Here is a 14,764-nt window from a genome sequence, read left to right as displayed (position 1 = left end):
TAAATTGCCATTAACAGGATATGAATGAGTTCTTGTTCTAGCTGATAAAGGGGCAAAAGTGATTTAGCTTACATGCCCCGTATTACTTGAGATGATGAAAAACCAATCAATCTTTATTGTAAATTATCAGAACTAGCTGAACATAAAGTCTGAGAACAAGTCGGAATTTTTCGATAAGTAGTGATTGAGTTAACTTTGAAGATTTAAAAAACGCCCAGTAAAGGGCGCCCTAGAATTAGTCGTAAAGTTCAAAGCCTAGATCATCAATAATTGACAACGTCACCGGTCCCAAGTCATCACCATTAGCCATTAACTCTTTAGGCATTGGCGGAATAGTTCGGCCTTTAGAATCCTTACCGCGTTTGTCGTCAGTCCCATTGATGTAATCGTATAAATGACCGCCGTCGGAAAATGGCAAGCATTCATAATCTCTATTATAAGCTTCATTGTAGGCAGTAACTGCTTTGCTGGTTTCCATACAAAAACCTTTACCGGCAATCTCTTTTGAATCGTCTATAAACACGTCACTTGAAGTTCCAACGCCAAGAATATGCGCAAATTCATGCAAAATAGTTGGCTTATAGCTTTTGGGATCAAAATCAGGCTCATGGAGATCTGAGCTAATCCAGATAATGCCTAATGAGGGGATATTGTCTTCATACTCTTCTACTGCCGCTAAGCCGTACTCTTCCACATCATCTGACACAATAATTTCAATGTTAATTGTGTGCTGATCTTTTCCATCAACCTTTTTGATTATGCCTAGCCATTTGTTAGCGGCTTCAATGTAGCGTTCTTTGTCATACTTAAAGTCCAAATCAAAGTTAAGGACAAAAGTTAAGTGATCATTTGATATAACTTCTTGGGAATAGTATTCAGGATAAAACTCAGAATCCTGACTGTAACTGACTGACGATAAAAAGGACAAAATGAGAGCTAGAGTTAATTTTTTCATTCGAAAACCTATAATAAAGCCGTCTAGGATGAAGGCTAAGTAGTGACGTTTAACTTGGTTGGATATTACAGTATTTATCGCTTTACTAACGTAAGCATACGTAACACCTTAATATCCGTGCACTACAAACTTCTCGACAAATTCAATGCAAGGTTTATTTTTCCCACAAATAAAAAATGCCACATGAAATATGTGACATCTTTATTATCTCACAGCTAATTTAGCTCACAATTCAATCCCCATATTGAACAATGTGAACGCGCAAATATAAGTAGTGAGATCGATAGCTTTACTCAGCGACATTCCTGCACCACGGTTCGCACTGACATCAATACGAATCATCACGGGCGCACCACCTTGAGGCTTGTCTTGAAATTAACGATACAATGATTTGGTCGACTCTCTGACGATTAAATCAATCGGTGGCAGTCGAGCTTCATGCCGCTCGCCAGATAACAAGTTCAAGATCGACTGAGCACACACTTCACCAATCTCTTCAATCGGCTGTCTTAAGGTGGTTAACGCTGGCGTGAAATACTTAGAGGTCGGCAAATCATCAAAGCCAATCACAGACACATCTTCTGGCACTTTATAACCGTGGTCAGACAGCGCCTTAATCGCACCGTAAGCCGTTTGGTCATTAGCAGCAAACAAAGCAGAGAAGTGAACCTTAGATTCAATCAACTCTACCGTTTTCTCATAACCAGATTCACTACTAAAATCGCCCTGCTTGACCAGTTTTGGCATCACCTTAATACCGGCCTCTTGAAGGGCCTTCTTATAGCCTTCAAAGCGATTACCTGCATCAGGCTGGCTTGATAACCCCTTGATGTGAGCAATGTTCACATGCCCTTGTTGCAGTAAATGTAAGGTTGCCATATAGCCACCCAACACGTTGTCGATATTGATGGAGCGGACATTATTCTCAACAAAATCGTAGCCAACCATCACGATAGGGATGTCTTGTGCATACTTAGCAATCTCTTCCTGAGTAATACTGCCTGTCACGATGATCATGCCATCCACGTTACTTTTTGCGAGATACTCCAACGCGTGCATTTCTAGCTTTTTTTGCCAGTGTCCGGTTGCTATTACTAGCGAATAGCCTTGAGCTATTAGGGTTTTTTCCATGTCGTTGAGGATACGACTGGTGTAGGGGCTATCAGGGTGTTGCACCAATACACCAATAGTGAGCGAGCGTCGGTTGGTGTTTTCTTGCATTTGGAAGTTAGGTTTGTAGCCCGTGTCTTTAATGGCTTGCTCAATGTTTTGGCTTTTATCATCCGACACATAAGTGGTTCGATTAAGGAAGCGAGACACGGTGCTGGGAGAAACACCAGCCAGTCTTGCTACATCGTATACTGTTGTTTTTTTTGTTTTAGTGCGCATCTCGATACCCCAATCAAGTGACATTCGGGGAGCTTTAAGCTCCCCATCAGTTTCAACCTGCATACCACTGCTTTCGTTGAAAATCGTGTCATTAAGTTAATACATATAGGCGAAGATCATCCCCGGCCTGAAGTAACGGCCAGCCGTGTATTTCAAGCCAGTACTCAGTAACCATTTGTGCAAGCCAGCGAGCTTTTCTCGCGGGATTTCAACGCTCAACATTTTAACAAAATTATCAGTATCTTTCGTCAATGTTGGATTGATACGACCGTCAGACAGCACGCAGTTTTGACATTTAAGTACATTTAGGCAGTTTTTCGCATCATTTTGCGACAATTTAAATACTTCTATAAGATCTTTCTCATTGACAGACACAGAGCAATTGAACCCCTCTGGCGCTGCAAATGGAATTTTCGAATAGTCATAGAGTGCGGTATACACGGTATCCATCAATGTTTCTGCTTGCTGCGATTTACCCGCTAAGTTCAACGCTGTTGCCACACTAAACTGAACACCAATCCATACGTCTTGTGCTTGGAACGCTTCATGCGGTGAACCGTCGGCTAACGTCATATTCGCAACACCCAACTTAGGACTATTAATTTCGAAGTTGTGCTTATAAACATAGTCCAATGCGCGTTGGATGTTCTCTTGCGGGAAAATACCGTCTAAGCCGATGAGCTTTAGGTAGCTGTCGGCCAACAAGGCATCACCAAAACTGTTGTCAGAATCTGGCACTAAATCTAAGTATTCTTGAGTAAAGGCTTGTGGCGCCGTCTCACTCAGCAAGCGTTTCTTAGAGACTCTTTGAGATACCTTACTGATGCTGATGGAAGTATCCGTTTCATTGAGATAGGTATTGAGCGTGTTCTTGTCAGCAATCGCATCGCCAGTCAATGAAAGTCCTAAGGTTTCCAGAGCTTGATAGCCTTCACCTGTTAAATGCTTGGCTTGAACTGGCGTCACGAAGAAGTGGTAGTAACCCTCTTTGTCATCCCACAAGCTTTGCTCAACCGTGGCTAACGCCTTTTTAGAACGCGTTAAGTAACCGCTAGCTAGCTCGCTTTCACCCATCAATTGTGCAAGTTCGCTCGCGGCTTGCAGGCCAGCAACCCACAGGCTCGCACAATAAATAGAGATGCCGTGAGAAGCTAGGTTATCAAAGGTATCGTCTGTGCCTCGGGTTAATGGTAAATCGTCACCCTCAGCAATCAAATTCGATAAAAAATCGATGCTTTCAGTTACCGCTTGCCAGCACTCATTAACCACAGAGAGATCTTGGGTGTTTTGATAATGGCGGTACACCATCAGAATGTATTTCGGCGCTAAGTCCTTCCACTCTTTCACGTTGTGCCAACTGTAAGCATCGGGCTGAATGTCGAATGGGCTGCCTAAGTCGTGGATTACCGCACCTCGAATAGCACGTACACCTTGATACTTTTCATCAATCAATTCGGCATTAGGCGTCGCTTCGTATTCCCAGTAGCGGCGCTGAGTGAAGTCTTCCGCCAAAATGGCCTTAGAAAACTCTTTCATCACACAGCCATCAAGCTCAGGCAACAAATAAAGCAGAGAGAACGATCCGTAGAAGTACACATCCAGAGAGTTAAAGAATGGGTAGTCGACACACTCTTTTACCAAGAACTTATCTTCTTTGTCCCATACCGTTGATTCCGCCAAGAACGACAATGAGTTCATCGCCATCGTTGCATAGCGAAGTGCCGATTCAGGCTGCGAGATCTTGCTTTGAGCTTGCTCTAGGAAAGCGGTTTGTTGTGCGACGATCTGCTGCTCAATCGCTTCTAGCTCTGGTAATACATCTTCTAACATCAGCAGAGCTGGTTGCGTTTGCGGGTAAAATTGCGTGTAAGCCTTATCTGAATACCAGCCATTAAGCATGACTTTGCTGTGCGCCATGACCTGCGCAAAACGCAGATCAACAGACTCACCCGCTTCCAATTCAACCTGAACCACCACCAATGCGCTCAGAGCTTCACGCCCTGTGTAAATTCCTGTTTGGAATTCCGCGTTGGTACGGCCTGTTTTCAGTGCGAACTCTGTTTGTTCCTCTGCCTTAGAGGTATAAAGCGTTGGCTTCACAGAAATCGAAACCTTACCAGATTCTGTCAGTTGATTATCCGCTTGAACACCAAACACCACTTCACCTTCAATATCACTTTGATAAGGAGACTGACTGGTCAGTTGAACACCCGTAAAGCTGCGACTTTCACCCTTTAAGTTAACCGTTTGATGCTGCTGAGCAATTGGGTTTTGAGACAAGGTACAAGCCGAATCTTGAATACCATCACGGCCTTTTTGGTAGGTTGAGCCAATCAAGTTTTTTAGCGGCTGAGCAAGCGTAATCACACGTGTTTGCGATGAATTATTGGTTAATTCAAAGTGATTCCAGTGCATCGGCAAAGAACACAGTCGTTTGTCCTCTTTAACGATCGGAGAGACTACCTTACGCTTTATTTTAATATCATCGAAACTACTATATTTATATTCAGCCAGTGGATATAAAGCTTGATACTCTATATCTCTACCATTAACACTACCTGTATCATTATTTTCACCCGCAGTAAGTGATAATAATCTCGTTGTATCATTAATTAATAAACCATTAAAGAAATCCAAGGCGACATATAATTGACAAATAATCGACAATGAATCTTCTTCAATCAATAATTGAGTCTTATTTGAAAACTCAACGTTCCACTTTGTAAAGTTAGATTTATTATCCTGGTAGAAGTGACCATTTTTCAATGCCGCGCGAATGTGGTTAATCGCATCCGACATTTCTGCGCTTTCAATCTTCTTACCATCAAACAAGGCAGGATAGAAGTTTAGGTGAACACTCAGCTCTTGCTCATCACTGACTTGCAGCGTATCGATGGTCGGCACATTCATCACCGACGCATAAAAATCATTAAAATTAATAACTTGCTCTGAACAATCAACAAATATTCCCGGAATAAAGCTGAAATTTGGTGTTTTCCCGTTTGGCGTCAGTGTAAATGTGTTACCAATTCCACCCACCGCCATACCGGTATTTTCTGGTGTGGTAGAAATTGGCGTGTACCAAGGTTGAATAAATTCAACTGCATCACCTTTTTTACATAAGTGTTCCGAATTTCCTGAGTAGCTCGTATATGGAATTTTATTATTCATTTTAAAACCGCCATTGAATATTTTTTTCTTCTTGTTAATATCTTTTTAAAATGGAGACATCAACATGTTTAAAATTATAAATGAAAAATTTGGAAATATTGACTCAGTCACATTAATAAACCACCAACATGGTATAGAACTTCAAATAATCAATGGATTTGGTGCTGTTATTAATAAATATACCGTAAATAACAGTCCATTCTCTTTTATTTGTGGTTATCAGAATTATGATGAACTGATCAACCAACATCCGTTCTTTTCCCGCAGTGCTAAATTATTCCCTTTTCCAAACCGTTTAAACTTAGGTCGTTACAGTTTCGATAACCAAAACCATCAACTCCCAGCTAACTTTCCTTGGTCTGATCACGCCGTACACGGCCTGCTCTACAACCAACCTTTTTCAATCACAAACAGCGTAGCCACTGAAGAATCCGCCAGTGTGACGTTGCAGTATCAAACGTCATCTTTGCATCCTGCTTTCCCGTTTGCGTTCAACCTTGAAGTCACCTTCACTATCGATACCACGGGTAAACTCACTTCCTCAACGACCGTCTCTAATTTGAGTGATTCCGCCTTCCCATTCGGAGATGCTTGGCACCCTTATTTTTCACTCGGTACTGAGCTAGCACAATGTGGACTCGCTATGTCGCCTTGCTCTGAGGTCATACACGAAAACGACCTACCCAATGGTGAAAAACTGGCTTTTGACTGTTTGTCTTTGGGTGATTCACTCGCCAATCAAAGCTTAAATCACTGCTTTGAATTTGATTCCAAGACAACCAACCAACTTGCGTTTACACGCTCAGATTCGTCTGCCGCTATTCGCTATCAACAAGATGCAAGCTACCCATTCGTTCAGCTTTACACGCCGACTAGCGAACAAAGTATTGCAATAGAACCAATGACTTGCCCAGCTGATGCATTCAATAACCAGATAGGCTTATTGACGCTTAGCCCGAACCAATCTCAGACCTTTACTTGGCAATGCCAAGCCAGCTATCAACCACAGTGATGCAACCAAAATAAAGCGACACTAAAGAGAAACCAAAAAGCAATAAAGGGCGCATAAAGCGCCCTTCTCTTTGTTAACCTAAAATCACCTCGATGGTGTGCTCACCAGAGGTAAATACTGGCGCTTTATTACCTGAAATCAGGTCACCATTTACCTTCATCTCTACCACACCTTTACACACGTTATTCGGGTTAGTGACATGAATATGGTATGTCGCACCACGGAACTGACGACGGACTTTGAACTCTGGCCACTCAGCAGGAATACATGGGTCCACCAGCAAGCCATCCACTTCAGGGCGAACACCCAGAATCCATTGCGTACCCGCAACGTATGTCCAAGATGAAGTACCCGACAGCCACGCATTTCGGCCTAAACCAAACTGCTTATGTTCGTCACCCAAAATGTTTTGTGGGTAGCAGTAAGGCTCAGATTCGAAGGTATCGATGTCATCGTTCTTAGAAGCTGGGTTGATTTGACGGTAGTACTCATAAGCACGCTCACCGTTGCCCATTTTCGCTTCTGCGATCATCACCCATGGGTTAGAGTGCAGGAAGATACCGCCATTCTCTTTTGCACCTGGTGGGTAAGTTGAAACACCACCTAGTTGCGGATCAAAGCCGTTGTAACCAGGAGTTGAAAGCTTAATGCCATTCGCTGTATTCAGCTTGTTGTAAACCGAATCTAGAGCTTGAGTTGCGCGTTCTTGAGTCGCGAAACCAGAGATCACAGGCCAGCTTTGACCGTTGGTGTAAATCTGCCCTTGCTCGTTTTTATGAGAACCAATCGGTAAACCTTGCTCATCAAAGTAACGAACAAACCATTCGCCATCCCAACCGCACTCATTCACCGTACTCTGCATCTGTTGGTACTGATCTTTAAACTTAGCCGTCAGTTGCGCTTCGCCACGCAGCTCACACAAGTCCAACATGTCGAGCAATGCTTTGCCGTACATGTTCGCCACCATCATCGACTCAGCACCCGTTGGCAGGTTCACCGTGTCGTTCCAGTCAGCAAAACCTAACAGCGGTAGGCCGTGCTCGCCAGTATTGGTGTAGGTAAATTCAATCGCGCGGCACAGGTGGTTCCAAACCGTTCCCGTTTCAACTGGGTTGCCCGCTTTGTCTTTTTGATAAAACGGGATCTCTTTATTCAAGAAGTCTGCATTGCCCGTTTCTTTCACATATTGCGTCACCGCGTAGATGATCCACAGGTGATCATCACCGTAGTAATCAGGGCGATCTTCCTCTTCACGTGAGTCACCCGCGTTCGCTTCCATCGTTGATGGGAAGAACTGATGCATCGCAGAACCGTTAGTGTTCTGAACAGACAACAGACGCTCAATGAACTCGCGCGCTTCTTCTGGCATGTGAGTAATCACGCCTAAAGTATCTTGCGAAGAGTCACGGAAACCGATGCCACGAGCGCCATAGCCAAGCTGATACAGAGACAAGTAACGAGACCAGTTTTTGGTTGTGTGACACTGACGTGGGTTATGTACGTTAAGCATCGAGTTCATTGCTGGATCTGGCGTTTCAACCTGAACCGCTTGTAGGTAACCATCCCAATGTTCAGCCAGTTCAGCGAAAGCCGAATCGACCACTTGATGGTCACGGTATTTAGCCAATAGAGGCAATGCTGCTTCTAGACTTTGTTCTTGTGCGATTTGCACAATCGTACGTTCTGTCTGCTCTGGAGATAACCAACCTAGGCGTAGGTTAAGCGCACCAATATTGTCGCCACGCAAACACTCGGTGTTGCCTAGCTCATCATTATTTAGTGCTTCTGGCGCTGCCCATGTACCGTAGCCCAAATTACCTAAGAACGATTGGCGGTCACCATCAAAAGACGTCGCAGGGCGATCCGCTGTCATCAAGTTCACCGCATAATCGCGCTTCATAAAGGCGTACTGCTCAAGCACGGTATGACCCGACTCTTGCTGATGCGCTTTCAGCGTCATGGTTTGTGGAACCCAGTCCGCATTGAGTAGCTGTTTAAGCGCATCGAAGTGTGTGAATTCATACACAGGTACCACATCAACGTGCAGTGCTTTGTCTGAAATGTTGGTGACTTTGATGTCTTGTAGCAGTACTTGGTCAGCTTTTGGTACAAAGAAAGTCGCTTCACAACGCACACCAAACGCTTCTGCAATGATGGTGGTGTAAGACAAGCCCGTGTGGTTTTCAAACTTCTCGAGCGGCTTCAAGGTTGGCGTGTAGAAAGGTGAGAACACCTCTACGTTGCCCGCTTCATCACGCACCTTGAGGTACATGGTCGAGCCTTTAAAATCTGAGTTTGGCAGTTGAGCAATGTACTTAGTGATACGGTTAAGTGCAGGATCGCCCTTACACAACAGGACGCCGCCGTTGCTATCGACAATGCCACCGAAATCTAATGTGCCGACATAGTTACACCATTTGATCGGTGTACACGGTGTGGTTGCTACGTATTCTTTGTTTTTATCGTCAAAATATCCGAATTTCATCATCACTATCCCTAGCCCCTCCCAAATCAGGAGGAGCCAAAACAATTTGTCGTAAGTTGGTTGGTGTCAGCTCATGGCTGATTTAAATTGACTGGCTAGCTCGCTAGCGAGTTCTCACTCAGAGCATCAAACAAGTGGAAAGCATCCAAATCCAAGTAAAGCGTCAAATCTTTTACATCCACTTCAGCCGCTTGGGTTTCAACCATCAGCGGTTGACCGCCAATTTCTGTTTTCAGAAGAATGCTCGCGCCCAGTAATTCCTTGTCTTTGATTTTCACAGGGAATGGCAGCACGCGGTCGTGGTCAACTTGCTCGGCACGTAGGTGAATGTCTGTTGGACGAACACCAAAATGCAGCGCTAGGTTCTTAGACGCCAGAGACTTAAAGCGCTCAGGCAGTGGGATCTGAACATCGCCGATTTCAACGAAGTACTCGCCTTCTTTTTCAATCAGTTTTGCTTCCAACATGTTCATTGACGGGTTACCAATGAATTGCGCAACAAACTTGTTTGCAGGACGCTGGAACACCTCGGTTGGTGTACCAACTTGAGCAACATAGCCGTCTTTCAGGATCACGATGCGATCCGCCAATGTCATCGCTTCGATCTGATCGTGGGTTACGTAGATCGTGGTGGTTTTTAGTTCACGGTGTAGATGTTTGATCTCTTCACGCATCACGCCACGAAGTTTTGCATCTAGGTTAGATAACGGCTCATCAAACAAGAAAACCTTAGGAGTACGAACCATTGCACGGCCCATTGCCACACGTTGACGTTGACCACCAGAAAGCTCTTTTGGCTTACGGTTGAGTAGCGGATCAAGCTCTAGCATTTTCGCCGCTTTTAGCACTTCTACGTCGATTTCTGCTTTTGGCATACCCTTCAGTTTTAGCGCAAATGCGATGTTCTCGTATACCGTCATGTGCGGGTACAGTGCGTAGCTTTGGAATACCATCGCCAAGTCACGGTCTTTCGCGTCGACTTTATTCATCAACTTGCCGCCAACCACGATGTCACCCGAGCTGATGCTTTCAAGGCCAGCCAGCATGCGTAGCGTTGTCGATTTACCACAGCCAGATGGGCCAAGGAAAACCACGAACTCACCGTCTTCAACCGTAAAATCAAACTCTTTGACGACTTCAACATCACCGAATGATTTTTTGATGTTCTTAAATTCTACTTTAGCCATTATCTGTTCTCCTCAGCGCGCTCTTGAAGCATGTTTCGGTACGCAATTGCGCTCTGTTTCAATGTTCTTTCTTGGGTGGTGTAGTCGACATGGACAATACCAAAACGCTGGCAGTAGCCGAATGCCCACTCAAAGTTATCCATCAGGCTCCAAGCGAAGTAACCGTCAACTTTCACACCCGCTTCAACCGCGTTGTGAACCGCTTCGATATGACCTTGGAAGTAGCGAACACGTTGATCATCCATCACTTGTCCGTTTACACGCTCGTCGTTGCCTGCAGCACCGTTCTCTGTGATGTAGATAGGTGGCATATTTTCGTAGCGAGCATCCAGTCTTACCAATAAGTCGGTTAGACCTTGTGGGTTGATTTCCCAGCCAATGTAAGTGTGTTCAGCGTCAGTTTGTTTCACCGATTCGATGTCGCCATTCTCGTTGAAGCGAGCGACATTGCGTGTGTAGTAGTTGATGCCGATATAATCGACCGGTGCGCTGATGATGTCTAAATCACCTTCAAGGATCATCGGTATGTTCATCGCTTGGCGCTCAACCACTAACTGCGGGTACTCGCCTTTCAATACTGGGTCGATGAACCAGTGGTAGTTCTCGGCTTCGCAATAATCTGCTGCCGCTTGATCTTGTGGCGTCAGCGGGTAAGCAGGAGTCGCGTTGAATACCACACCATGCTTAGCATGAGGGGCATTGTTACGAAGGATCGGCATAGCCAAACCGTGTGCCAGCATTAGGTGGTGAGATGCTAGGTAGCCCTCTTTTTCACCTTTGATTCCTGGCGCGTGTTCGCCCCAGCGGTAGCCTAGGAATGCAGACACAAACGGTTCATTAAGCGTGGTGTACACATCGATGTTGTCACCAAAGTATTTGCTCACCACTTCTGCGTATTCTGCGAATTTGTAAGACGTTTCACGGTTTAACCAGCCGCCTTTATCTTCAAGGTATTGCGGAAGATCCCAGTGATACAGCGTCACATATACCTTCATGCCACGAGCATGACACTCATCGATGATCTGACCGTAAAACTCTAGGCCTTGCTGGTTCACGACACCGTCTTGTGGCAGGATGCGCGGCCATGCAATAGAGAGACGGTAAGCATCAACGCCTAAGCCTTGAATCATCTCGATATCTTGTTGCCATAAGTGGTAGTGGTCACACGCCACATCACCACTGTCGCCGTTATCGACCTTGCCCGGCATCTTACAGAAAGTGTCCCAGATAGACGGTGTACGACCGCCCTCTTCAACGCCGCCTTCAATTTGGTATGAAGATGTCGCGACACCGAATACAAATTCCTTACTGCGTAACTTTGAATCACTTGGAAGTTGATATTTATTCATTGTTATAACCCTTAAACCTAACCTTTGACTGCGCCGGACGTTAAACCACTGATCATCTGTTTCGATGCGAACAAGTAAGTAATCACGAGCGGTAAAATAGAAATTGTGGTACCTAGCATTACCGCGCCCCATGGCGTATTCGGAATACCTTGAACACTTCGAAGTGCTTGCGTAATGACATAGTTATCTGGGTTGTTTAGCACCACGAGAGGCTGCATAAACATGTTCCAGAAGAAAACGAACTGAACGATAGCCAATGTTGCGAGTGCAGGCTTCATTAGTGGCAGTACCACGCTCCAGTACGTTCTGAACTCACCAGCGCCATCCAGTTTCGCCGCTTCAAGTAGCTCTTTTGGAATCGATGCAATCACGTGCTGACGCATCAAAAAGATACCAAATGGTGTGGTGGTGAACGGTAGCCATACCGCCATGTGGTTATCCAACAAGCCTAAGAATTTCACGATCATGAAGTAAGGGATCAAGCTAAGCACAGGCGGAATCGCCATTGAGCCAACCAGCATGCCGAACAACACGTTCTTACCGCGGAACTTAAACACAGCAAACGCGTAGCCACCCATGCTACAAAACAGCAGCGAGATGGTGGTACCTAAGAAAGCCACGTAAATCGAGTTAAACATCGCTTTCCAAAACGGCATGATTTCAAGCAATTTGGCGTAGTTAATCGCCAGGCTATCGCCAATCGCAAAGCTAATGCCCGTACCGAAAATTTCAGAACGGTCACGCGTTGATAGCAGTGCCGACCATACAAATGGAAAGACTGTAATTAGCGCTGAAACAACCAGTAAGATACCTAGCATGACCATCAAGATCTTAGTCAGAATGAACATGCTGCGTTCGCTTGGCATCAGTCCACTTAGTGGTGAGGTATTTGTCTTAATTGATGTCGACATCTTAATGTTCCCCTAAGCCTTTCTTACCGAAGAGTAAAAATTGAACCAATGTACAAGTCGCGATGAGTGCAAACAGTAACCATGAGATAGCGGATGCTGTGCCCATTTCTAGCCATTCCCAACCCACTTTGTAGAGATACATCGAGATAGTTAAACCAGATTGGCCAGTACCACCTGTACCACGCGTTAGGACGAACGGTTCTTCAAACATTTGCAGGTTACCGATGATGGTCATCGTGATAGCAAAGAAGATGAATGGACGAATCATTGGTAGTGAAATGTTCCAGAAGCGGCGGAAGGCATTGGCACCATCCATACGCGCAGCTTCTAAGATGTCTTTAGGAATCGTCATTAAACCCGTGGTGTAAAGGACGATGTTAAAACCGGTGTATTTCCAGAAAACCATGATTGCGATAGACGGCTTCACCATAGTGGCATCGTCTAACCAACGGATGGGTTGAAAATCATTAACCCAAGCAAATGCCCAACCAAACAGCGTGCTATCGGCTAGTGCCATTAGCGTTTGGTTAATAATTCCTGAGTTAGGAGAGTACATATTGAAGAAAATCAGTGACGCTGCGACCGTTGATGTAATGAACGGTAGAAAGTACGCCGATGTTAGCCAGTGACGCATACGGTCACCCATTGAAACCAACATGTAAGCCACTGGAATAGCGACTAAGTGCTGAGCCACGCCTGAAGTGATCGCTAGCCAAAGCGTGTTCTTCAATGAACGCCATAGCCATGGGTCTGTTAAAGCAATGTGATAGTTCTCAAAACCAACGAACTCCATCGCATCCATGCCTCTTACCGGGTTCCACTCGTGGAACGACAGGTAAACAGAGAACAACAGCGGGAAGATCCCAAATACAGAAAAAATGATCAGAAACGGCAGAAGAAATCCATACGGTGTAAGCGCTTTCAAATTTAGACGAGAAAAAAGGCTTTTGTCCGCAGGTTCTATCGTTGTGCTCGCTGTATGATTCATAGTAACGACCTCTTAAAAAGGAAGCGCGTTATCCACGCTTCCTCACTTACTTAAAGTAAAAACAAATTAAAGATTGCGCGTGCGACGCTTGATTAGACGCTCTGCCTCTTTAAGCGCAGTCTTGATGTCTTTACCTTCATCAAGTACTTCCATCAATGCGTTCTCTAAGATAATAGAACGTGCAACGTGGTCGCCTTGTGCTGGAGAGACCGGTTTGATGTTTTGCGCCACTTCAGCAAAAAGAAGACGGGCTTTTTGTCCGCCTAGGAATTCCATCTCTTCTTGGAAAAGCTCATCGTCATACGTGGTGATGTTCGCTGGGAAAGCAGCAATCGTTTCGAAGTGTTTAAGCTGTACTTCACGATCCGTCGTCATGTATTCAATAAGCGCCCAAGCTTCATCTGGGTTGTCTGATTGAGTTGGAATTGAAAGGAATGAACCGCCCCAGCTGCCGTAGATACCATCAGGTAGGTTTTCGACTGCCCACTTACCTTTAGTTTCAGGAGCAATCCAGTTATTTAGGTGACCAAGAAGCCAAGCGCCAGAAAGTTGAGTTGCAAATGTGCCGTTGCGGAAGCCTTCGTACCATTCGTTAGACCAAGCCAGGATGCGGCCGTCTAAGCCTTTGTCGCGAATCTCTTTTGCTACTTCAAAAGCGTGAACAAAACGCTCTGATGTCACGACTGGGTTGCCATCTTTATCAAAGTACAGACCTTCACCTTCAGGAACCGTCGTGAAGATAATCGCTTGTGCCACGTCGGCTGCCGAAGCGATAAGTTGTACGTTTTGCTCTTTCAGTTTTTCACCAGCAGCGATGTATGAGTCCCAATCTTTGATTGCGTCTTCTACATTAATGCCTGCTTTTTCGAACACGTCAGTGCGGTAGTACATAACGCCAGGACCAAGGTCGACAGGGATGCCGTACATGTCGCCATCAGCGCCTTTGCCCTGTGCCCATGCGTAAGGTGCGAATCGTTCTTCGTACTTATCTGCACCGTAGTTTTCAGACAGGTTAACTAGGCCACCAGAACCCACGAATGGACCAATTTTCTCAACGTCCACAACAATCACATCACCCGCACCAGAACCCGTTGCAAGGTTCGTTGTCAGTTTCGTGTGGTGGTCACCGTGGTTGTTCATAAGGTAATCAACTTTGATACCCGTTTCCTTTTCGAAATCAGGCAGTAATACCTTCAGGCTGCTATCGAAATCAGGGAAACCGTCGAAACGAATTTCTTTGTCTGCTGCATTTGCAGCTGTTGTACCTAATCCTAAAGCAACCGCGCATGAAAGCGCTAAGGTCTTAAATTTCATGTT

The 14,764-nt window shown here is 45.2% G+C and carries 10 protein-coding genes; 1 reads left to right on the top strand and 9 read right to left on the bottom strand.

Annotated features, from left to right (window positions below; translation table 11 throughout):
- Positions 1-235: 235 nt before the first annotated feature.
- The 3 genes from ACED59_RS06610 to ACED59_RS06600 form a co-directional block, all read right to left on the bottom strand.
- Positions 236-955: a hypothetical protein gene (locus ACED59_RS06610; protein WP_012601173.1), complete on the bottom strand. Its 720-nt coding sequence runs from the start codon at positions 953-955 to the stop codon at positions 236-238.
- 375 nt (positions 956-1,330) lie between these two features.
- A complete protein-coding gene (locus ACED59_RS06605) occupies positions 1,331-2,344 on the bottom strand; it encodes a LacI family DNA-binding transcriptional regulator (protein WP_029223920.1) in 1,014 nt (337 codons plus the stop codon).
- Positions 2,345-2,440: 96 nt separating this feature from the next.
- On the bottom strand, positions 2,441-5,515 hold the full coding sequence (locus ACED59_RS06600; RefSeq protein WP_029223921.1) for a GH116 family glycosyl hydrolase: 3,075 nt from the start codon (positions 5,513-5,515) through the stop codon (positions 2,441-2,443).
- A gap of 64 nt (positions 5,516-5,579) precedes the next feature.
- On the opposite strand from ACED59_RS06600, the gene ACED59_RS06595 reads away from it, so the two are divergent.
- Positions 5,580-6,527, top strand: a complete 948-nt coding sequence (locus ACED59_RS06595; RefSeq protein WP_371704830.1) for an aldose 1-epimerase — start codon at positions 5,580-5,582, stop codon at positions 6,525-6,527.
- Positions 6,528-6,600: 73 nt separating this feature from the next.
- Here ACED59_RS06595 and ACED59_RS06590 read toward each other — a convergent pair whose 3' ends face one another.
- The 6 genes from ACED59_RS06590 to ACED59_RS06565 form a co-directional block, all read right to left on the bottom strand.
- On the bottom strand, positions 6,601-9,015 hold the full coding sequence (locus ACED59_RS06590) for a GH36-type glycosyl hydrolase domain-containing protein (RefSeq protein ID WP_371704831.1): 2,415 nt from the start codon (positions 9,013-9,015) through the stop codon (positions 6,601-6,603).
- Positions 9,016-9,107: 92 nt separating this feature from the next.
- Positions 9,108-10,199 (bottom strand): ABC transporter ATP-binding protein, encoded by a 1,092-nt coding sequence (locus tag ACED59_RS06585; RefSeq protein WP_004732790.1) that lies wholly within the window; start codon positions 10,197-10,199, stop codon positions 9,108-9,110.
- Positions 10,199-11,548: a GH1 family beta-glucosidase gene (locus ACED59_RS06580; protein ID WP_029223922.1), complete on the bottom strand. Its 1,350-nt coding sequence runs from the start codon at positions 11,546-11,548 to the stop codon at positions 10,199-10,201. The genes ACED59_RS06585 and ACED59_RS06580 overlap by 1 nt, the downstream gene beginning before the upstream one ends.
- Before the next feature lie 17 nt (positions 11,549-11,565).
- A complete protein-coding gene (locus tag ACED59_RS06575) occupies positions 11,566-12,414 on the bottom strand; it encodes a carbohydrate ABC transporter permease (protein ID WP_017097772.1) in 849 nt (282 codons plus the stop codon).
- A gap of 46 nt (positions 12,415-12,460) precedes the next feature.
- On the bottom strand, positions 12,461-13,447 hold the full coding sequence (locus ACED59_RS06570) for a carbohydrate ABC transporter permease (RefSeq protein ID WP_009846152.1): 987 nt from the start codon (positions 13,445-13,447) through the stop codon (positions 12,461-12,463).
- Between the two features lie 66 nt (positions 13,448-13,513).
- Entirely contained in the window at positions 13,514-14,761 is a 1,248-nt protein-coding gene (locus tag ACED59_RS06565) for an ABC transporter substrate-binding protein (protein WP_017097773.1), read from the bottom strand.
- Between the last annotated feature and the right edge of the window lie 3 nt (positions 14,762-14,764).

The organism is Vibrio sp. FF266 (genome assembly GCF_041439695.1).
GTDB classification, from domain to species: Bacteria; Pseudomonadota; Gammaproteobacteria; order Enterobacterales; family Vibrionaceae; genus Vibrio; species Vibrio tasmaniensis_A.
This window is presented reverse-complemented; position numbering and strand designations above follow the sequence as displayed.